This window comes from Alsobacter sp. SYSU BS001988, from assembly GCF_054796215.1.
In genome coordinates, this window is sequence record NZ_JBTAMK010000020.1 from 12,332 (window position 1) to 32,728 (window position 20,397).

19 protein-coding genes and 1 pseudogene are annotated in these 20,397 nt (G+C 71.6%); 16 read left to right on the forward strand and 4 right to left on the reverse strand.

Features of this window, described 5'->3' with window-relative positions; all coding sequences use genetic code 11:
- Positions 1 to 107 precede the first annotated feature (107 nt).
- The 5 genes and pseudogenes from ACYVO7_RS23350 to ACYVO7_RS23370 all read left to right on the forward strand — a co-directional run.
- Positions 108 to 674, forward strand: a complete 567-nt coding sequence (locus ACYVO7_RS23350) for a YidB family protein (RefSeq protein WP_460452171.1) — start codon at positions 108 to 110, stop codon at positions 672 to 674.
- A gap of 309 nt (positions 675 to 983) precedes the next feature.
- The gene (locus ACYVO7_RS23355; protein ID WP_460452172.1) at positions 984 to 2,222 is read left to right on the forward strand and encodes a glycosyltransferase; all 1,239 of its coding nucleotides are present in this window, start codon (positions 984 to 986) and stop codon (positions 2,220 to 2,222) included.
- Positions 2,219 to 3,211 (forward strand): Gfo/Idh/MocA family protein, encoded by a 993-nt coding sequence (locus tag ACYVO7_RS23360; protein ID WP_460452173.1) that lies wholly within the window; start codon positions 2,219 to 2,221, stop codon positions 3,209 to 3,211. The genes ACYVO7_RS23355 and ACYVO7_RS23360 overlap by 4 nt, the downstream gene beginning before the upstream one ends.
- Complete coding sequence (locus ACYVO7_RS23365; protein ID WP_460452174.1) at positions 3,204 to 4,304, forward strand: zinc-dependent alcohol dehydrogenase; 1,101 nt, start codon at positions 3,204 to 3,206, stop codon at positions 4,302 to 4,304. Before ACYVO7_RS23360 ends, ACYVO7_RS23365 begins: the two co-directional genes overlap by 8 nt.
- Positions 4,301 to 5,428, forward strand: a pseudogene (locus tag ACYVO7_RS23370) (glycosyltransferase family 4 protein); the annotation flags it as partial. The gene ACYVO7_RS23365 and the pseudogene ACYVO7_RS23370, both read left to right, overlap by 4 nt.
- Before the next feature lie 104 nt (positions 5,429 to 5,532).
- Here the strand turns inward: ACYVO7_RS23370 and ACYVO7_RS23375 are convergent.
- From ACYVO7_RS23375 to ACYVO7_RS23385, 3 genes are all read right to left on the reverse strand, one after another.
- Entirely contained in the window at positions 5,533 to 5,856 is a 324-nt protein-coding gene (locus tag ACYVO7_RS23375; protein WP_460452175.1) for a hypothetical protein, read from the reverse strand.
- Positions 5,857 to 5,922: 66 nt separating this feature from the next.
- Positions 5,923 to 7,212: an App1 family protein gene (locus ACYVO7_RS23380; protein ID WP_460452176.1), complete on the reverse strand. Its 1,290-nt coding sequence runs from the start codon at positions 7,210 to 7,212 to the stop codon at positions 5,923 to 5,925.
- Between the two features lie 35 nt (positions 7,213 to 7,247).
- Positions 7,248 to 8,411, reverse strand: a complete 1,164-nt coding sequence (locus tag ACYVO7_RS23385; RefSeq protein ID WP_460452177.1) for an AI-2E family transporter — start codon at positions 8,409 to 8,411, stop codon at positions 7,248 to 7,250.
- Positions 8,412 to 8,732: 321 nt separating this feature from the next.
- On the opposite strand from ACYVO7_RS23385, the gene glyA reads away from it, so the two are divergent.
- From glyA to ACYVO7_RS23430, 9 genes are all read left to right on the forward strand, one after another.
- On the forward strand, positions 8,733 to 10,037 hold the full coding sequence (gene glyA, locus ACYVO7_RS23390) for a serine hydroxymethyltransferase (RefSeq protein WP_460452178.1): 1,305 nt from the start codon (positions 8,733 to 8,735) through the stop codon (positions 10,035 to 10,037).
- 193 nt (positions 10,038 to 10,230) lie between these two features.
- Positions 10,231 to 10,743, forward strand: a complete 513-nt coding sequence (nrdR, locus tag ACYVO7_RS23395; protein WP_460452179.1) for a transcriptional regulator NrdR — start codon at positions 10,231 to 10,233, stop codon at positions 10,741 to 10,743.
- On the forward strand, positions 10,740 to 11,906 hold the full coding sequence (ribD, locus tag ACYVO7_RS23400) for a bifunctional diaminohydroxyphosphoribosylaminopyrimidine deaminase/5-amino-6-(5-phosphoribosylamino)uracil reductase RibD (RefSeq protein WP_460452180.1): 1,167 nt from the start codon (positions 10,740 to 10,742) through the stop codon (positions 11,904 to 11,906). Before nrdR ends, ribD begins: the two co-directional genes overlap by 4 nt.
- Positions 11,906 to 12,556 (forward strand): riboflavin synthase, encoded by a 651-nt coding sequence (locus tag ACYVO7_RS23405; protein WP_460452181.1) that lies wholly within the window; start codon positions 11,906 to 11,908, stop codon positions 12,554 to 12,556. Before ribD ends, ACYVO7_RS23405 begins: the two co-directional genes overlap by 1 nt.
- Before the next feature lie 33 nt (positions 12,557 to 12,589).
- Positions 12,590 to 13,087: a 6,7-dimethyl-8-ribityllumazine synthase gene (ribH, locus tag ACYVO7_RS23410; protein ID WP_460452182.1), complete on the forward strand. Its 498-nt coding sequence runs from the start codon at positions 12,590 to 12,592 to the stop codon at positions 13,085 to 13,087.
- Between the two features lie 5 nt (positions 13,088 to 13,092).
- Entirely contained in the window at positions 13,093 to 13,563 is a 471-nt protein-coding gene (gene nusB, locus ACYVO7_RS23415) for a transcription antitermination factor NusB (protein ID WP_460452183.1), read from the forward strand.
- A gap of 29 nt (positions 13,564 to 13,592) precedes the next feature.
- Positions 13,593 to 14,603 carry a thiamine-phosphate kinase gene (thiL, locus tag ACYVO7_RS23420; protein WP_460452184.1) on the forward strand — a complete coding sequence of 337 codons (1,011 nt, stop codon included), beginning with the start codon at positions 13,593 to 13,595 and terminating at the stop codon, positions 14,601 to 14,603.
- 9 nt (positions 14,604 to 14,612) lie between these two features.
- Positions 14,613 to 15,806, forward strand: a complete 1,194-nt coding sequence (locus ACYVO7_RS23425) for an MFS transporter (protein WP_460452185.1) — start codon at positions 14,613 to 14,615, stop codon at positions 15,804 to 15,806.
- Between the two features lie 186 nt (positions 15,807 to 15,992).
- Positions 15,993 to 18,179 (forward strand): sodium-translocating pyrophosphatase, encoded by a 2,187-nt coding sequence (locus tag ACYVO7_RS23430; protein ID WP_460452186.1) that lies wholly within the window; start codon positions 15,993 to 15,995, stop codon positions 18,177 to 18,179.
- A gap of 238 nt (positions 18,180 to 18,417) precedes the next feature.
- On the opposite strand, the gene ACYVO7_RS23435 is transcribed toward ACYVO7_RS23430, so the two are convergent.
- Positions 18,418 to 18,900, reverse strand: a complete 483-nt coding sequence (locus ACYVO7_RS23435) for an outer membrane protein assembly factor BamE (protein ID WP_460452187.1) — start codon at positions 18,898 to 18,900, stop codon at positions 18,418 to 18,420.
- Positions 18,901 to 19,077: 177 nt separating this feature from the next.
- On the opposite strand from ACYVO7_RS23435, the gene ACYVO7_RS23440 reads away from it, so the two are divergent.
- A complete protein-coding gene (locus tag ACYVO7_RS23440; protein ID WP_460452188.1) occupies positions 19,078 to 19,644 on the forward strand; it encodes a ubiquinol-cytochrome C chaperone family protein in 567 nt (188 codons plus the stop codon).
- 10 nt (positions 19,645 to 19,654) lie between these two features.
- Positions 19,655 to 20,251 carry a YceD family protein gene (locus tag ACYVO7_RS23445; RefSeq protein ID WP_460452189.1) on the forward strand — a complete coding sequence of 199 codons (597 nt, stop codon included), beginning with the start codon at positions 19,655 to 19,657 and terminating at the stop codon, positions 20,249 to 20,251.
- Positions 20,252 to 20,397 lie beyond the last annotated feature (146 nt).

Sequence of the window (20,397 nt, forward strand, 5' to 3'; positions counted from 1 at the left end):
CGCCGCGTCGGAACGAACAGCCGCCGCGCCGGTTGAGGGGCCTGCCGCGTTCGCCGAAGGCGGACGCCGAACGATGCGTTGAATCCCATGAACCAGGGAGGTTTCAGATGAGCCGCGGCTTTCCATCGATGACGGCGCTCTTGGGTCTGCTGGCGGTCGCCGGCTACCAGAACAGGGACAAGCTGGGCGAGCTCCTCGGAGGCCTGCAGAACCGAGCCGGCCAGGGGGGCATGGGCCAGGGAGGCGCGGACCCGTCCGGGATGGGTCAACCCGGGACGAGCCAGGGCGGAGGTCTCGGCGGGCTGCTCGGCGGCCTCACCGGACAGGGCGGCGGCTTCGGCGGCGGGCAGGGCGGCGGCCTCGGCGGCCTGGGCGGCCTTCTCGGCGGGCTCGGGGGCGCCGGCGTCGGAGGCCTCCTGAGCGGCGGCCTGAGCGACCTGCTGGAGCGCTTCAACCAGAGCGGCCACGGCCAGACGGCCCAGTCCTGGGTCCAGCCGGGGCCGAACCAGCCCATCGCTCCCGACCAGCTGGAGCAGGCGATCGGGCCCGACGTGCTCAGCACGCTGACGCAGCAGACGGGGCTGTCGCGGGAAGAGCTGCTTGCGCGGCTGTCGCGGGAGCTCCCCGAGGCCGTCGACAAATACACGCCCGAAGGACAGCTCCCGCAGGGCTGACCTGGGCCGCATCCTCGAAGCCGCTTCGCCGTTCCGGGCGGGGCGGCTTCGTTGCGCCGGTCGGCGGCGGCGAGGGCGGCGACTGATGTAAGGCCCCTCGACCTCTCCCCGTCATCCCCGGCCGGAGCCGCGGCGGCGGAGGGGAAGGGGATGCAAATCCTCGTGGCCGGCTTCCGGGATCCCCCTCCCGGCGCTCCGCGCCGCCGCCGGATGACGGCGGAGGAGGTTGCCGTTACCGCGTCCGGCAGCCGACGCAACTCAAACGCTTGTCGCCCGTTCCGCTAGGTCGGTGGGATCGGAACGTAGCGGATGGGCGCGGAAGACGGGTCTGCGGAAGACGAGCGCGGCGCGCGCGGCCGTGAGCCGCGCGTTCCTCCTGGACGTCCCGGACCGCGTCCTCTCGCCGTCTGCCTGTTCACCGACAGCCGCGCACCGTCCGGAGTCGGCGAGCACATGCTCACGCTGGTCCGCCATCTGCGCGGGTCCTGCCGGTTCAGCGTCGTCGGCATGCGCAGTCCCGAGAGCCGGCGCCTGCTGCGCCGGGCCGAGGCCCTGGGCTGCGACACGCTGGCCATGCCGCGCTGGGAGCTGCCCGAGAGCTGGGCCGACCTGGGCCGCTTCCTCGCCGCGCAGCGGCCGGACCTCATGCATGTCCATGCCGGCGTCGGCTGGGAGGGGCTGCCTGCCGCCTACGCGGCCCGCTCCGCCGGCGTCCCGGCGATCATCCGCACCGAGCATCTGCCCTATCTGCTCACCGAGGACCGGCACAGGCGCTGGCACGCCGAGCTCCTGCCTCTTCTGCGGGGCCTCGTCTGCGTGTCCGACAGCTCCCGCCGGTCCTACGAGGCCGAGGGAGCGCCGCGGTCGCTGCTGCATGTGATCAGGAACGGGGTGGACTCTTCGCCGCCCGCCGCGAGCCGGGCCGAGACCCGCCGGCGGCTCGGCGTCCCCGACGACGTCCCGCTGCTCCTCACCGTGGCGCGCCTGTCGGCGCAGAAGGGGCACGCGGATCTGCTCGCCGCCGCGCCTCACGTGCTGGCCGCGTGCCCCGATGCGCGCTTCGCCTGGGTCGGCGCGGGTCCGCTGGCGTCGGCCCTGGCGGCGGACATCGAAGCGGCGGGGCTCTCCCACGCGATCTTGCGGCTCGGCCGCAGGGACGACGTGCCCGACCTGATGGCCGCGTCAGACCTCCTCGTCCTGCCCTCCCTGTTCGAAGGCCTGCCGCTGGTCCTGCTCGAGGCCATGGCGGCCGGCCTGCCGGCGCTCGCGACGCGCGTTCCGGGATCGTCCGACGCGGTCCGCGACGGGGAGAACGGCGTCCTGGTTCCGCCGGGCGATCCGCCCGCCCTCGCGGCCGCCATGGTCGCGCTGCTGCGGGATCCGGCGCGCCGCGCGGAGCTGGCCTCGGCCGCCCGCCGGCGCTTCGAGGCCGATTTCACCGCCGCCCGCATGGCGCGCGAGACGCTGGCGCTCTACCGGCGCCTCCTTTCCGACGCGCGCGCCGACGCCCGGCTCGCCCAGACCCCATCCAGCATGGAGACGTTATGACCTGTCGCATCGGGTTCATCGGCGCGGGCGGCATCGCCGGCCGCCACATCGGCAATCTCTCGGGGTTCGACGACGTCCGCATCGTCGCCGTGGCGGACCCGGCCGCCGACAGGGCGGGGGAGGCCGCCGCGCGCTGCGGCGCGCGCGCCTATTCCGACCACCGCGCCATGCTGGACGCCGAGAGGCTGGACGCCTGCTATGTCTGCGTGCCGCCCTTCGCCCACGGCGCGCCCGAGCATGACCTGCTGGACCGCGGCGTCCCGTACTTCATCGAAAAGCCGCTGGCCGCCGACGGCGCCGTCGCCGAGGCGATCGGGGCGCGGGTGGCGGAGGCGGGGCTCGTCACGGCCGTGGGCTACCACTGGCGCTATCTCGACACCACCCAAGAGGCGCGCGAGCGGCTCGCCGCCCGGCCCGCCCGGCTGGTGAACGGCTACTGGCTCGATTCCACGCCGCCCCCGGCCTGGTGGTCCAGGCAGGACCAGTCGGGCGGCCAGATGGTCGAGCAGACGACCCACATCCTGGATCTCGCCCGCCTTCTGGTCGGCCCGGTCGAGGAGGTCTTCGCCTTCGGCGGGCGCACGCCCCGCGCCGACCACCCCGACTGCGACGTCGACGAGGCGTCCACGGCCTCGCTGCGGTTCCGCTCCGGCGCGGTGGGGTCGGTGTCGTCGACCTGCCTGCTGCGCTGGCCGCACCGCATCGGCCTCAACCTGTTCAGCGACGGCATGGCGATCGAGCTCACCGAGTTCGAGATCATGGTCGACGTCGGGGAGGGCCGGCCGGTGCGCGGCGCGCAGGGCGATCCCTTCGTGCGGGAGGACCGCGATTTCGTCGACGCCGTCATGGGCCGCGAAAACCGCATCCGCGCGCCCTACGCCGAGGCGCTGGAGACCCACCGCCTGGCGATCGCCGCGGCGCGGTCCGCGCGGGAGCGGCGCCCCATCGCGCTCGGCCAGGCCACGGCGGCGGAGGTCTCCCATGGCTGAGGATCGCATCATCCGCTCGCTGGGCGTCGAGGCGCCGGGGCGGGCCTACCATTTCAGCTATGGCGACGGGCCCACGCCCGAGGGGTTCTTCAAGGTCGAGACGCTCTATTCCGGCCTGTCGGCCGGCACGGAGCTCACCTTCCTGAAGGGCACCAACCCCTATCTGTCGTCCCGCTGGGAGAGCCAGTACGGCGTCTTCGTGGACGGCGAGCCGAGCGCCAGCTTCCCGGTCCCGTTCCTGGGCTACATGGAGGTGGCCCGCGTCACCGAAAGCCGCGCCGGCGCGCCGCGCGAGGGCGACGTGGTCGCCATGGCGTATGGCCACAAGAGCGGCCACGTGGCGGACGCCGCGCAGGATTTCCATGTGGTCCTGCCGCCCGGCATGGACCCCATGCTCGGCGTCTTCGTCGCCCAGATGGGGCCGATCTGCGCCAACGGGCTCCTGCACGCCGCGGCCGATCTCTACGGCGCGCAGGCGAGGGGCCTCGGCGACGGCGTCGTCGGCCAGCGCGTGCTCGTCATGGGGGCGGGCACGGTCGGCATGCTGACCGCGCTGTTCGCGCGACGCTGCGGGGCGCTCGACGTCCTCTTGGTCGATCCGTCGCCGTTCCGCCGCTCGCGGGCCGAGGCGCTGGGCTTCGCCGCGCTCGACGCGCCGGACGCCTGGATGCACGTGAAGGACCGCTGGTTCCACGGGCCCGCCGAACGCGGCGCCGACGTCGCGTTCCAGTGCCGCGCGACCGGCGGAGCGCTCCACCAGTGCCTCAAGGCGCTTCGCCCGCAGGGAACCGTGATCGACCTCGCCTTCTACCAGGGCGGCTCCGAGGAGGTCCGGCTCGGCGAGGAGTTCCACCACAACGGCCTGGCCATCCGCTGCGCCCAGATCGGCCGGGTCCCGCGCGGCCTTGCGCATGCCTGGAACCGGCGCCGGCTGGCGGCCGAGACGCTCGCCTTGCTGGCGGACGAGGGCGACGCGATCCGCCGCACGCTCATCACCCATGTCGAGACCTTCGACGCGGCGCCGGCCTTCATGGAGCGGCTCGTGGCCGAGAGGCCGGATTTCCTGCAGGTCGTCTTCGAGTTCGGCCGATGAGCGGCGCGCCCGCCCCGTTGCGGCGGCCCACGCGCATCCTCTTCGTATTCGCGTGGCTCGTCGTGGGAGGCGAGGAGACGGAGGTGCGCCTTCTGGCCCGCAACCTCGATCCGCGCCGTTGGCGCATCGACGTGGTCGCCTGCTTCCGCAAGGAGGGCATGCCCGACCAGTCGGTGACCCAGTTGAGGGCGCTCGGCGTCGACGTCGACGAGGCGCCCTACGCGCTCTCCTTCGAGGACACGGTCGCCTATCTGGCCCGCAAGATGGAGGGCTACGACGTCGTGGTCGCCTGCCAGGCCGTCCCGGACGTCGCGCCGGCATTGCGCCTCATGGCCAGGCCGCCGCCTTTAATCGAGCATGGCGGCATCGTCGCCGAGGCGCTGGCCGGCCCGAAGGATCTCACGGCCCGCTATGTCGGGGTCTGCACCAGCATCCGGGAGGCGGCGGCGTCGCGCATGCCGGAGCGCGAGGACCGCACGCTGGAGATCCCCAGCATGGTCGATCTCGGCGAGTTCGATCCCGCCGACCGCGGCCGGGCGCGCGCCGCCATGGGCGAGCCCGGCGACGCCTTCCTGGTCGGCTGGGTCGGGCGGCTCGACCGCAAGAAGCGGGTCGAGGACTTCATCCGGTCGGCGGCGATCGTGGCCCGCGCCGCCGCGTCGGCAAGGTTTTGGGTCGTGGGCGGCCCGGACGCCTTCATGCCCGACTACGCCGATGAGCTCCGGGCGCTTACGGCCGAGCTCGGGCTCTCCGGCCGGCTGCGGTTCCTGGGCGACCGGGCCGACGCGCCCCGGCTGCTGATGTCGCTGGACGCCTTCGTCTGGCTCGCCGAGGGTGAGGGCATGCCCCATGTCGTGGCCGAGGCCGGGGCCGCGAGCCTGCCGGTGGTGGCGACACCGGACAACGGCGTCCTGCAGCAGATCGCCCATGGCGAGACCGGGCTGCTGGTGGGCCGCCGCGATCCCGAAGGGGTGGCGGACGCCGTCCTGCGGCTCCACGCCGACGCCGCCCTGCGGGCGCGGCTGGGCGCCGCCCTGCGCCGCAAGGTCGAGCGGGACTACAGCGTCGAGGCCGTGCTGCCCCGGTGGGAGCGCCTGTTCGACGAGGTGGCGGCGGAAGCCCGCACCTAGAGCATGCTGCGAAAAGGTGGAAACCGGCTTTTCGCGCCAAGGCATGCGATCACCGGGACGCGACAGGGTGCTGTGTTTCCGCCGAAACACAGCACGCTCTAGATCCCGGACCCGCCGGTTTCGCGCCCGGCGACGCGCTTGCGCCATTCCTCCAGCACCGACACGTCCGTCGCCCTCAGGCCCGGCGCGGGCGAGGGCAGGGGCATCCAGCCGGCCAGTTCGCCGTCCGCATAGGCGACGGGGCAGTCATGCTCCGAATCGGCCGCCATCCAGCATTCGCCGCCTGGCTTCAGCTTGCCCCAGCGCGCCACGTCGACTTCGGCCGGGCCCTGCTCGGACGCTCGCAGCATCACCAGCACCCGGGAGCCGTCCCGCGGCGCCTCGGCCATCGACCGCCACTCGCCATAGGAGCGTTCAGCCATGTCGACCTCCTGATCGTTTCCCGCCGAACGATGCCCGGCGGCGCCGGCGAGCGCAAGCCGGCCCGCTCACGGCGCGGGCGGGGGACGGGCGCTGCGGCGTTCGTCCGGCTCCACCACGACGTTCGGACCCGGCGCCTCCGGCGATGTCGCGTCGAGCGCGGTGGCGAGCCCGCCCTCGGCGACGGCGCGGGCGGTGGCCTGCGGGGTCGCGCCGCTCACCCGCGTGGTCGGCGCCTCGGGCGGCTGCGGCTCCTGCTCTTGCCGGTTGGAGCGCACGACCGCCGGCGTATCCTCGCCGACGAGTCCGAGCTTGACCGCCTGCTCGGCCATGGCGACGCTGTCGGAGGCGAGCAGCAGCGTGCTCCCGGCCTGGCTCACCGCCATGGCGAGGCGCTCCATGTCCCGCACCCTGGCGGGATCGTGCGACACGTCGCGGATGAACACGCCGAGCACGCGCCCGGGATTCTCCTCCACGATCCTGCGGTAGATCTCCGGGTCGTGCTGCCCGCTGTCGCCGATCAGCACGAAGGGCAGCGCGTCGTAGAGCGCCAGCATGCGCCGGATCAGGTCTTCCTTGTGGCTGCGCGCCTCGCGCGGCAGCGGCGAAGTCCAGCTGACGCCCCATTCGCGCAGGAACAGGATGGGCCCGACCGGGATGCGATGGATCTGGAAGAACTCCTCCAGCACCTCGTAGGTGCCCCAGGGCGCGCGCGAGACATAGAGCATCGGGTTGCCGTCGCGCCCGCTCAGTCCCCCATGCAGGGCCTGGTACAGCGCCGCGACCCCCGGGAAGGCGATCCGGCTCTCGGCGTCCTCGACGAACAGGCGCCACAGCATCACCAGCCTGTTGGCGATCCCGGTCTCAACGACGGTGTCGTCGATGTCGCTGATCACCACGAAGCGGCAGCGGTCCGGCGGGATGAACACGGAGGCCTTCGCGGCGACCCGGGGCTCCTCCAGCTCCAGGTCCACCTCGTGCCAGCTCCGGTCCGGGGCGGGCGGCGCGGCCAGGCGCAGATGGATCCTGAAATAGCCGTCGCGGTCGGTCGTAACCCTCTCCTGCGCGCCGCAGAACCGGGCCGTCACCGCGGCGCCTTCCACCGCTCCTCGCGTGATGCGGCGCAGCACGTTGCGGATCTGCCCCGGGACGCCGCCGCGCCGGTCCTGGCGCGCCTCGTCGGACTGGCGGAACACGCGCCCGATCAGGAAGACCTCGCTGCGCGAGCCGTAGCCCCGGTAGGGCAGGAGCGCGACGCCGCCGCGGCCCTGCGCGCGGGCGACCGGGCGCGCCACCGCGGCCAGCAGCCGGCGCGCCGACCGCCCCATGGCGGCGAGGATGGCGGCCGGGCTCCTCACGTCCCGGCTCCGATGGCGCAAGGCTCAGGCATCGATCACGCTCCGATGATGTGGCCGATCGGCTTCAGCGGCTCGACCCGGTCCGCCACGATCTTCAGGATGGCCAGCAGCGGCACGGCCAGGAACGCGCCCGGGATGCCCCACACGGAATGCCAGAAGAACAGCGACCCGATCACCAGCACCGGGTTCAGCGTGAACCGCCGCGCCAGCAGCATCGGCGTGACCGTCTCACCCTCGACGACATGGATCAGGAGATAGGCCCCGGCCGGGAGCAGCGCATACCAGGGCCAGTCGAAACTCAGCACGCCGGCGGCGAAGAAGATCGCGATGCCGGCCATCGGGCCCAGGATGGGGATGTAGTTGAGCAGGAAGGCGGCCGCTCCCCACAGCAGCGGCGTCCCGAGGCCGCAGGCCCACATGGCCAGACCCGTGGCGACGCCCACGAGGGCGTTCATCATCGTGATGGTCAGCAGATAGCCGGTGATGTTGGTCTCGATCTCGCTGGCGATCTCGACCGCCTGGCGCTTGTCGGAAAAGCTCGGCAGCACCTCCACGAAGCCGCGCAGGAGGCGGTCGCCCGAGGCCAGCAGGAAGAACAGCAGCACCATCGTGGTGAAGAACCGCCCCAGCATGTTCGCCGTCCCGGTGGCCAGGTGCCCGGCGATGCCGGAGCCCTGGCTCACCGTGACGGACTGCCCTTCGGCCGCCCCCGGCCCGGCGTTCGACGTGACGTGCTCGAACTCCTTCAGGGCGTTCTGGATGAAGTCCAGCGGCTGGCGCAGCACGGCCAGCTTCTCCTGCAGGATCGGCAAGGTCTGCGGCAACCGCTCGATCCAGCCCGAGGCCGGCAGCGAGATGGCGAAGGCCACGACCCCGATCGCGCCGAAGACGACGAGGATCAGCAGCAGCGCCGCCAGCGACTGGGGGACCCGCATGCGCTCGTGCAGGAGCCGCATCGCCGGCCCGAGCAGCAGCTTCAGCACGATCGCCAGAGCGATCGGCAGGATGATCTCCCTGGCGAAGTAGAGCGTGTAGACCACCGCCAGGATGGTCAGGATCAGCACGCCCCAGGAGCGGACGCCCTGCGGCGCCGCCTCGCCCCGGGCCACCGCCTTGCGGGCCTCGCGGGTCTCCGCCGCGAGGGACTTTTCGTTCCTGGCCGACGGCGCGACCGCGCCTTGTTCTCTTGTGACCGCCACTGACCGTCTCCCATCCTGGACTCTCTAACGAGGGAGGGCGGTCGTTCGCTCCCCGCCTCGGACGGAAGGGACGGAGCCGCGTCCGCGGCGCGCCCTGACCCGGCTCACTCCTGCGGCGACGCTTCAGCCCGCGACGCTCGGCCGCGCGGGCCGGTCCCCAGGGATCCGGGACGGGAGCGCTGGCCAATCTGGCGTTTGATGAGGTATAGACCCCCCACATCTTGCGGGGACGGCGTCGGGCGTCGTCGCCGGATGCACGTCTCGTCCCGAAGACCGCACCGAACCGAGCCACATCGCCCTCCTGGGCCGGAGATAGCACCGATGTCCATCAGCCACGCGCGCCAGAGCCACATGTCGAACAGCTTCTTCGCCGCATCGCTCGCGGATCGCGACCCGGAGATCGCCGACGCCATCGGCAAGGAACTTGGTCGCCAGCGGGACGAGATCGAATTGATCGCGTCGGAGAACATCGTCTCGCGCGCCGTGCTCGAGGCGCAGGGCTCGGTGATGACCAACAAGTACGCCGAGGGCTATCCGGGCCGGCGCTACTATGGCGGCTGCCAGTTCGTCGACGTCGCCGAGACCCTCGCCATCCAGCGCGCCACGCGCCTGTTCGGCTGCCGGTTCGCCAACGTCCAGCCGAATTCCGGCTCGCAGGCCAACCAGGCGGTGTTCCTGGCGCTGATGAAGCCGGGCGACACCTTCATGGGGCTCGATCTCGCGGCGGGCGGCCATCTCACCCACGGGGCGGCGCCCAACATGTCCGGCAAGTGGTTCAAGGTGGTCAGCTACGGCGTCCGTCGCGAGGACCAGATGGTCGACATGGACGCCGTCGAGCGCCTGGCGCGCGAGCACAAGCCCAAGATCATCATCGCCGGCGGCTCGGGCTACTCCCGCCACTGGGACTTCGCCCGCTTCCGCGAGATCTGCGATGCGGTCGGGGCCTATTTCATGGTCGACATCGCCCATTTCGCGGGCCTCGTCGCCGGCGGCGCGCATCCGTCGCCATTCCCGCACGCGCACGTCGTCACCTCCACGACGCACAAGACGCTGCGCGGCCCGCGCGGCGGCCTCATCCTCACCGACGACGAGGAGCTGGCCAAGAAGATGAACTCGGCCGTGTTCCCCGGCCTGCAGGGCGGCCCGCTGATGCACGTCATCGCCGCCAAGGCGGTGGCCTTCAACGAAGCCCTGGCGCCTGAGTTCAAGCTCTACGCCCACGCCGTGGTCGACAACGCCAAGGTGCTGTCCGACACCGTGAAGGCGGCCGGCTACGACATCGTGACGGGCGGCACCGACAACCACCTGATGCTGGTGGACCTCAGGCCCAAGAGCGTCACCGGCAAGGCCGCCGAAGCCTCGCTCGGGCGCGCCCACATCACCTGCAACAAGAACGGCGTGCCGTTCGACACCGCAAAGCCCACCATCACCTCCGGCGTCCGGCTGGGGACCCCGGCCGCGACGTCTCGCGGCTTAGGCGTCGCCGAGTTCAAGCGCGTCGGCGAGCTGGTGGTCGAGACGCTCGACGGTTTGGCTAAGAACGGCGAGGAGAACAACGCCGGCGTGGAGGAGGCCGTGAAGGCCAAGGTCGCCGAGCTGACGCGGCGCTTCCCGATCTACGGCTGAGCCTCGCTGTTCGCCGTCATCCCCGGCGGGCGCGAAGCGCCGGGAAGGGGATCCGGACGGCGTAACTCATGCCCCCTCGTCCTGAGGAGCCGCGCAGCGGCGTCTCGAAGGACGAGGGGATCCAGGATGCTCATGCGGCCGAGCGCGCCGGAGCCCTCAGGCGCCACGTGAAACAGGTCAGGACACAAAGCCCGTGCGCTGCCCCTATTGCTCCAGCCTCGACACGCAGGTGAAGGATTCCCGCCCGACGGACGACAGCTCCGCAATCCGGCGGCGGCGCGTCTGCCCGGACTGCGGCGGCCGCTTCACCACCTTCGAGCGCGTCCAGCTGCGCGAGCTGATGGTGGTCAAGCGCTCCGGCCGCCGCATCCCGTTCGACCGCGACAAGCTGGTGAGGTCCATCGAGATCGCGCTGCGCAAGCGCCCTGTCGATCCCGATCGGGTCGAGCGCATGATCAACGGCATCGTCCGGCAGCTCGAGAGCCTCGGCGACGGCGAGGTCACCACCGCGGTGATCGGCGAACTCGTCATGGAGGGCCTGAAGGCGCTCGACGACGTGGCCTATGTGCGTTTCGCGTCGGTTTACCGCAATTTCCGCGAGGCCAAGGACTTCGAGGAGCTGCTCGGCGAGCTCACGAGCCCGGACGACGACGGCGCGCCGCCGCCGGCCCGGCGGCCCAAGGCGGGAGCGCGCGAGGCGTCATGACCGCGCCAGCAGGCCGGCCGCGGGCGAGGAGCCCGGGCGAGGCCTTCCCTCCCGACGACGTCGCCACCATGCGCATCGCGCTGGCGCTGGCGCGGCGCGGGCTGGGGAACACCTGGCCCAATCCGGCGGTGGGAGCCGTGGTCTGGACGCCTGGCCCGGACGGCCCCGTGATCCTCGGCCGGGGCTGGACCCAGCCGGGCGGCAGGCCTCACGCCGAGCCCGTTGCGCTGGCGCAGGCCGGGGCGGCGGCGCGCGGCGCGACCCTGACGGTGACGCTGGAGCCGTGCTCCCATTTCGGCAAGACGGCCCCGTGCAGCCACGCCATCCTCGACGCCGGGATCGCCCGCGTGGTCTCCGCCATCGAGGATCCCGACCCGCGGGTCAACGGGCGCGGCCATATCCTGATGCGCGCCCACGGCGTGACGGTGAGCGTCGGCGTCCTCGCCGGCGAGGCGCGGTGGGCCAATCGCGGCTTCATCAAGCGCATCGTCGAGGGCCGCCCCATGGTCACCCTCAAGCTCGCCCGGACGGCCGACGGCTACGCCGCCGCCTGCGCCGGACCGCGCCTGATGATCACCGGCGCCGAGGCGGCCGCGCGCGTCCACCTCATGCGCGCCCAGCACGACGTCGTGCTGGTGGGGGTCGGGACCGTGCTGGCCGACGACCCGCTCCTGACCTGCCGCCTGCCGGGCCTCGAGCATCGCTCCCCCGTGCGCGTCGTGCTCGACACGGCCCTGCGGACGCCGCCCGGCGCCAGGATCGTGGCGACCGCCCGGGAGGTCCCGACCTGGATCGTCGCCGCGCCGGACGCGCCGGGCGCGGCCGAGGCCGCGCTGGCGCAGGCGGGCGCCGTCGTCATCCGGGTCCCGCGGGCGCCGGACGGCGCGGGGCTGGACCTGCTCGCCGCGCTCGCGGCCCTGGCGGCGCGGGGCGTCACGCGGGCGTTCTGCGAGGGCGGACCCCGCCTGGCCGAGGCGCTCGCCTTGGCCGGGCAGGTCGACGCCGTCGAAATCCTCACCGGGCCCGACAGGCTCGGCCGGCCCGGCCTGCCGGCGATCGGCCCGGCGCTGGCCCAAATCATCGAACGCGATCCCCATATGGAGCGGGGCGATGCCGTCCCGCTCGGTCGCGATGCGTGGCGTAGCTACGCCAGGAGGCGCTGATGTTCACCGGAATCGTGACGGATGTGGGCGAGCTCGTCCGCGTCGAGGACCACCAGGGCGCGCTGCGCCGCCTCACCATCCACTCCGCCTATGAGGCGGCGGGCATCGATCTGGGCGCGTCGATCGCCTGTTCGGGTCCCTGCCTCACCGTCACCGGGATGGGTCCCCGGCCGGAGGGCGGCTCCTGGTTCACCGTCGACGCCGCGGCCGAGACGCTGGCCCGCACGACAGTGGGCGGCTGGCGCGCGGGGCGGCCCATCAACCTGGAGCGCTCGCTGCGGATCGGCGACGAGCTCGGCGGGCATCTCGTCTCCGGCCATGTCGACGGCGTGGCGGAGGTCGTGGCCCGCGACGACGTGACGGCCGACGAGGGCGCGGGCGGCGCCTGGGGCCCCACGGCCCGGTTCACCATCCGCGCGCCGGCCGGCTTGGCGAAGTTCATCGCCGAGAAGGGCTCGGTGGCCCTCGACGGCGTGTCCCTCACGGTCAACAGCGTCGAGAGCGACCTCTTCACCGTGTTCCTGATTCCGCACACGCTTCAGGTGACCACGCTGGGCGCGCTCAAGGCCGGCGACCGGCTCAACCTGGAGGTCGACCAGATGGCCCGCTACGCGGCGCGGCTTGCGGAAGCGCGCGAGCAGGGCTACTGACAGCCTCCTCCGCTCAACCCACCGAGACCCGCCATGGCCGCCCCCCGTTTCGCCAGCGCCACCCGTGATGGCGCGCCCACGAAGGGCCGCCTGCTGATCGTCGAGGCCCGTTTCTACGACGACCTCGCCGACGAGCTTCTGGCGGGCGCCAAGGGGGTCGGCGCGGCCGAGGAGATGGACGTCACGGTCCTCACCGTCCCGGGCGCGCTGGAGATCCCATCCGCCATCGCGATCGCGCTCGACGCGGCGGAGGCGGCCGGGACGCCCTTCGACGCGGTCGTGGCGCTCGGTTGCGTCATCCGCGGCGAGACCGGCCATTACGACATCGTGGCGGGCGAGAGCTCGCGGGCCCTGATGGACCTGTCCGTCGACCGGCGCATTCCGTTCGGCAACGGCATCCTGACGGTGGAGAACGACGAACAGGCCTGGGCCCGCGCCCGGGTTTCGGACATGAACAAGGGCGGCGGCGCGGCCGAGGCTGCGCTGGCGGTCCTGCGCATCAAGCGCCGCCTCGCGGCTGGAAGGATCTGATCGGAATGGCCAAGGGCGAAAAACGCTCCGCGGCCCGGCTCGCCGCCGTGCAGACGCTCTACGAGATGGAGCTGTCGGGCAAGGGCGTGCTGGACGCCGTCGCGCAGTTCGAGGCCCACTGGATGGGCCGCGAAGTCGAGGACATGGAGTTCAAGCCGGCCGAGGTGGGGTTCTTCCGCGACCTCGTGTCCGGCGTCGTCCAGGAGCAGCGGCTCATCGACCAGAAGGTGGACGCCGCGCTCGCCAAGGGCTGGCCGCTGAAGCGCATCGAGGCGGTGCTGCGCGCCATCCTGCGCGCCGGCGCCTATGAGCTGATCCGGCGCGCCGACGTGCCTGCGCGCGTCGCCATCACCGAATATGTCGACGTGGCGAACGCCTTCTATGACGGCGAGGAATCCGGCATGGTCAACGCCGTGCTCGACGCCATCGCCCGCGACGTCCGCGGAGACGAACTGACCAAGCAGCGGGCCCGCTAGGCCAGCCGGACCCGGTGGCGGGCCCGGGAATGTGGAGGCTGGCGATTTCGACCCCATCACGGCCTTCCGAGGACGACCTCATCGCGCGCTATTTCCGGCCCATGGCCGGGGAGGGGGGCATGGCCCTCCTCGACGACGCGGCGCGCCTGCCGGGCGAGGCGGGGCGCGATCTCGTGCTCAAGGTGGACGCCATCGTGGCCGGGGTGCACTTCTTCCCGGACGATCCGCCGGAGGCGATCGCCTGGAAGGCGCTGGCCGTGAACCTCTCCGACCTGGCGGCCAAGGGCGCCGCGCCGCGGGGCTTCCTGCTGGCGCTGGCGCTGCCCCCGGACTGGACCGAAGAGTGGCTGGCCGCCTTCAGCCGCGGCCTGAACGACGGCGCCGTCGCCACGGGCTGCCCGCTCCTGGGCGGCGACACGGTGAAGACCCCCGGACCGCTGACGATCTCCGTCACGGCCCTGGGCTCCGTCCCGGCGGGGCGCATGCCGGTGCGCATGGCGGCGCGCGAGGGCGACGCGATCTTGGTCTCCGGCACGGTCGGCGACGCCGCGCTCGGCCTGGCGCTGCGGCTCGACGGCGCCCAGCCCTGGGCCGACGCGCTCGATCCCGGCCAGCGGGCGCATCTCCTCGACCGCTATTTGCGGCCGCAGCCGCGGCTGGCGCTCGCCCCGGCGCTGCTCGCTCATGCGCGGGCCAGCATGGACGTCTCGGACGGGCTCGTCGGCGACCTGCGCAAGCTGCTGGCCGCCTCGAACCTCGGCGGAACGCTGGAGCTCGACGGCGTGCCGCTCTCGGCCGCCGCCGCCGCCGCCGTCGCGCGCGAACCCTCGCTCCTGGAGCGCGCCGCGACCGGCGGCGACGACTATGAAGTGCTCTGCACCGTCGGCCCGGCCGACCTCGCGGAATTCCAGTCCCGCTGCGCCTCTCTGGGCGTCCCCATGACCCTTATCGGGTCCGTGGGCGCGGCCGGACAGCCCTTCCAGGTGCGCCGCGGCGGCGAGCCGATTGCGATCCCCCGTGGTTCATTCAGCCATTTTTGAGGGTTCGTCATGCATGCCCCGCTCGTGAACGACCGGCTGGCCCGGCGCAACGCCGTGCTGCTCGCCGTGGCGCAGGCGCTGGCGGGCGCCAACTCCACGGTCGTCTTCGCCACCGGGGCGATCGTGGGCGCGCAGCTGGCCCCGGACCCCGCCTGGGCGACCACCCCCATCTCCATCCTGGTGCTCGGGATGGCCTTCGGCACCCTGCCCATGGGGGCGATCGCGCGGCGCTGGGGCCGCCGGGCGGCCTTCTTCGTCGGCGCCGCGGCGGGCTGCCTGACGGGCCTCTGCGGCTGCGTGGCCATCCTGAAGAGCTCCTTCGCGCTCTTCCTGCTCGCCACCTTCTTCGGCGGCCTCTACGCCGCCGTGGCGCTGTCCTACCGCTTCGCCGCCGCCGACACGGCCAGCGCGGCCTTCAGGCCGCGCGCCATCGCCTATGTGATGGGCGGCGGCCTGGCCGCCGGCGTGCTGGGGCCGCAGCTCATCCAGTTCACCATGGACGTCTGGCCGCCCTATCTGTTCGCCGCCACCTACCTGGCCCAGGCCGCCGTGGCGCTGGTCGCCATGGGCGTGCTCTTCTTCGTGCGGATTCCCTTCCCGCCCGTCACGGCCGCCGGCGGGGGGCGCCCGCTGCTCGAGATCATGCGCAAGCCCGCCTTCATCACCGCCGCGCTCTGCGGCGTGGTGAGCTACGCGCTGATGAACCTCGTCATGACCTCCGCGCCGCTGGCCATGCGCATGTGCGGCCACGCCATCGGCGACTCAAATCTCGCCATCCAGTGGCACGTCATCGCCATGTATGGACCGAGCTTCTTCACCGGCTCGCTGATTGCGCGATTCGGCGCCCCGCGCATCATCGTGGCCGGCCTCGTCATGATCGCCGTCGCGGGGCTCATCGACCTGTCGGGCGTCACCGTGGCGCATTTCTGGGCCGGGCTGATCGTGCTGGGCCTCGGCTGGAACTTCGGCTTCATCGGCGCCACGGCGCTGGTGGCCGAGACCTGCGCCCCCGAAGAGCGGACGCGGGTGCAGTCGATGAACGACTTCCTGGTGTTCGGCACGATGGCGGTGGGGTCGTTCTCCTCCGGCCACATCCTGGCGACGGCCGGATGGAGCGCGGTCAACCTGGTTGTGTTCCCGCCCGTGGCGCTCGCGCTGCTGGTGCTGCTGTGGCGCCTGTGGACGCGGACGCGGACGGCGTGAGCGGTCCCGCCGCGACCGCTGAAAATAATCCCTGAAATGCGGGTTTCCTGCGAAAGTCTGTTTGCGTCCGACGTTCGATTTTGCCACGCTTGCGCCGCCTCGCGTGGTGAGGCGCGGTCAGAATAACGGTTCGTCAGCCACGAGGCGTGTCAGAGCCGCACCGCTGGGAACTGCAAGGACGGCACAATGACTTTAGCGTTGATCATCATTGGCGGCCTGTTGTCGGTCGCCTATGGCGTGTGGGCGAGCGCGGACGTGAACCGACGCGACGCAGGCACGCAACGGATGCAGGAGATCGCGTCCGCCATCCGCGAAGGAGCGCAAGCCTATCTGAAGCGGCAATATACGACGATCGGCATGGTCGGCGTGGTGCTGTTCGCCATCATCGTCTGGCTGCTGGGCCTCAAGGTGGGCGTCGGCTTCCTTATCGGCGCGGTGCTGTCCGGCGCGGCCGGCTTCATCGGCATGAACGTGTCCGTCCGGGCCAATGTGCGCACCGCGCAGGCGGCCTCGATCTCGCTGGCGGCCGGCCTCGACGTCGCCTTCAAGGCGGGCGCGGTCACCGGCATGCTGGTCGCGGGCCTCGCGCTGCTCGGCGTCGCCGTCTACTACGTCATCCTCACCGGTCCGATGGGCCTGTCCATCACCAACCCGGCCGAGTTGCGCGTCATCATCGATTCGCTCGTCGCGCTCGGCTTCGGCGCCTCTCTGATCTCGATCTTCGCCCGTCTCGGCGGCGGCATCTTCACCAAGGGCGCCGATGTCGGCGCGGACCTCGTGGGCAAGGTCGAGGCCGGCATTCCCGAGGACGACCCGCGCAACCCCGCCACCATCGCGGACAATGTCGGCGACAATGTCGGCGACTGCGCCGGCATGGCGGCCGACCTGTTCGAAACCTATGCGGTGACCGTGGTCGCCACGATGGTGCTGGCCGCCATCTTCTTCGCCGGCCAGCCCGTGCTCAGCGCGGCGATCAACTACCCGCTCGCGATCTGCGCCGTCTGCATCGTGACGTCGATCGTCGGCACCTTCTTCGTCAAGCTCGGCAGCAACAACTCCATCATGGGCGCGCTCTACAAGGGCCTGTGGGTGAGCACGCTGCTGTCCGTGGTCGGGCTGGCCATCGCCACCTGGGGCACGGTGGGCTTCGGCGACATCGGCGTCGTCAAGGCCATGGGCGGCGACATCACCGTCAACGGCACGCGCCTGCTGATCTGCGGCGTCGTCGGCCTCGTCGTCACCGGCCTCATCGTCTGGATCACCGAGTACTACACCGGCACGGGCAAGCGGCCCGTGGTTTCGATCGCCCAGGCGTCGGTCACCGGCCACGGCACCAACGTGATCCAGGGCCTCGCGGTGTCGCTCGAATCGACCGCGCTGCCCGCCATCGTCATCGTCGGCGGCATCATCAGCACCTTCCAGCTCGCCGGCCTCTACGGCACCGCCATCGCGGTGACGACCATGCTCGGCCTCGCCGGCATGATCGTGGCGCTGGACGCCTTCGGGCCCGTCACCGACAACGCCGGCGGCATCGCCGAGATGGCCGGCCTGCCCAAGGAGGTCCGTCACTCCACCGACGCGCTCGACGCGGTGGGCAACACCACCAAGGCGGTGACGAAGGGCTACGCCATCGGCTCGGCCGGCCTCGGCGCGCTGGTGCTGTTCGCCGCCTACAGCTACGACCTGCAATACTTCACCAACGAGGCCAACAGGGCCGGATCGACGCTGTTCCCGTATTTCAAGGGCGTGGCGAACGTCTCGTTCGACCTCTCCAACCCCTATGTGGTGGCCGGCCTGATCTTCGGCGGACTCATCCCCTACCTGTTCGGCGGCATCGCCATGACGGCCGTCGGCCGCGCGGCGGGCTCCGTGGTGGAGGAGGTGCGCCGGCAGTTCAAGGAAAAGCCCGGCATCATGGCCGGCACCGACCGCCCGGACTATGGCCGCGCCGTGGACATGCTCACCAAGGCCGCCATCAAGGAGATGATCATCCCCTCGCTGCTGCCGGTGCTGGCGCCGCTCGTCGCCTATTTCGGCGTGCTGCTGATCTCCGGCTCCAAGGCCTCGGCCTTCGCGGCGCTGGGCGCCTCGCTCCTGGGCGTCATCGTCAACGGCCTCTTCGTCGCCATCTCGATGACCTCGGGCGGCGGCGCCTGGGACAACGCCAAGAAGTCCTTCGAGGACGGCTTCATCGACAAGGACGGCGTCAAGCACCTGAAGGGCGGCGACGCCCACAAGGCGTCGGTGACGGGCGATACCGTCGGCGATCCCTACAAGGACACCGCCGGCCCGGCCGTGAACCCGGCCATCAAGATCACCAACATCGTGGCCCTGCTGCTGCTGGCGATCCTGGCGCATATCGGCGCCGCGTGAAATCGACCGCCGCCGCGCTCCGTCGCGGCGGCGTTCTGATGGCCTGACCTGGTTCCTCTCAACGCCCCTCATCCTGAGGAGCAGGCCCCCTTGGGCCTGCGTCTCGCAGGACGAGGGATTGCTGGGTGCGGGAGCGCCAGGTTCCGAAGCCAGGCCAACAAAAAAGCCCGCGGTCCGCCGCGGGCTTCGTCGTTTCCGGCCGGGATCTCCGGCCGGGCAGGGCGCTTGGACCGTGCGGTCAGATCACGCCCTGGCCGGTGGCGCGCAGCAGCTGGCGCACGACCGAGAGCTCGTTGCCGCCCGTCGGCGTCGTGCGGCTGATGAAGTCGAACGGCACGCCGTCCTGCAGGCCGTAGGAGGCGATCTTCTCGACCTTCATGGACTTGTTGAAATTGATCGCCAGCACGCGCTGGTCGATCACGGTCGGCTCCATGAACTGCAGCGTCCGGGTGGTCTTCTGGCTGATGTAGTACCAGGTCTGGTTGCCGACGGTGGACACCGTGGAGGGGGTTCCCATCGCGCTGAGCACCTTCTGCGCGTCCGTGCCGACCCGCACCTCGCTCAGGAGCTTCTCGTCGAGCATGTAGCCGCGGGTCTGCGGCTCGGTGTTGCAGGCGGACAAGCCGGCGCCGAGCGCCACGGCCAGCGCCAGGCGCATGGTCCACCGCCGGGCGGAGCTGTGTCTGGCGACGGAGCTGTCCGACGTCTTGCGACGCACCATGTGTAGACTCCCAGAATGCCGCCCACTTGGGCCGAAAGAGGAGGGCCGGTCGTTGAACGACGATTTCTCTTGCCGGGACCGGCACGGATGCCGTAACCCGCGTCCAATGGAATTGCAAGGAGCGCCGCGGCGGCCCCGGAAGCATCTCGGCTTCCTTCCCGGACGGGACGTGCGAGCATGATTTTCAGCCTGTTCAAGCGCCGGGACGCCAACGCCGAGCTGGTCGGCCGCCTGCACGAGGCGGTGGCGAACGCCGCCCGCGCGCCGGCCTTCTACCGGGATCTCCACGTGCCCGACACGGTCGAGGGCCGCTTCGACATGATGGTGTTGCACGCCTTCCTGACCCTGCGGCGGCTGAAGGCCTTGCCGCCGCCGGCCGAGGATCTGGCCCAGGATCTCGTCGACGCCGTGTTCAAGGGCTTCGACCACGCCCTGCGCGAGCTGGGCGTCGGCGACGTCGTCGTCCCCAAGCGCATGAAGACGATGGCCGGCGCGTTCTTCGGCCGCGCCAAGGCCTATGAGCTGGCCCTGGGCGGCGGCGAGCCCCTGGCGGACGCCGTCCTGCGCAACGTCTACGCCCAGGCGCCCGAGAGGCGCGCCGACGCCGACCGGCTGGCGGCCTACCTGATCGAGGCCGTCCGGCGCTTCGAGGCCGTCGGCTTCGACGACATCGCGGCCGCGAGGCTGCCCTTTCCGGATCCCGACGCGTTCTGCGCGACGGCGTCCGTCACCCCGACCGCATGAGGGCCGCGCCATGAAGACCCCGCGCGACAAGGACCACGATCGACATGCCCGGCGCGAGTCGGCCGCCGCCGCGCCGCACGGCGCCCCGCCGACGCTGTCGCGCACCATCGACGTCGCCTCGGGCCTGGGCGCGGGCGCCGACGTCGCGGTCGAGGCCAGCGAGGCCGAGCGCGCGGCGCTCGCCAGGGAGTTCAAGATCGACGGGATCGATCGGCTGACGGGCCGGTTCCGGGTGACGCCCAAGGGGCGCACCGTCCATGTCAGGGGCGAGGTGACCGGCGACGTGCGCCAGACCTGCGTGGTCACCCTGGAGGAGTTCTCCTCGCGGGTGGTGGAGGAGGTCGACCTCGACTTCGCCGAGGACGCGCCGGTGGGCCGCGAGCAGGAGGCCGACGAGAACGTCTCCTCCGAGCTCATCGACGCCCCGGACCCGATCATCAACGGAAAAATCGACCTCGGCGCCATCACGGCCGAGTTCCTGGCGCTCGGCCTCGATCCCTATCCGCGCAAGCCCGGCGTCGAGGGTTTCGCCCATATCGAAAGCGAAGATCCCGAAGAGTCTCCGTTTGCGGCGCTCGGCCGCCTCAAGGGCGACGAAAAGTCGTGAGACCCACGCCTTCGGCGTCCGCCGCCGGGGCCGGTTTTCCTCCTGTTCATCAGGATAAAACCCGGTTGCCTCGAGCGGCCGCTTCGTTATTGTCCGCCGTCCGCACGAGCCCGTGTGCGGCCGTTTGCGTGACCACTTGAATGGGC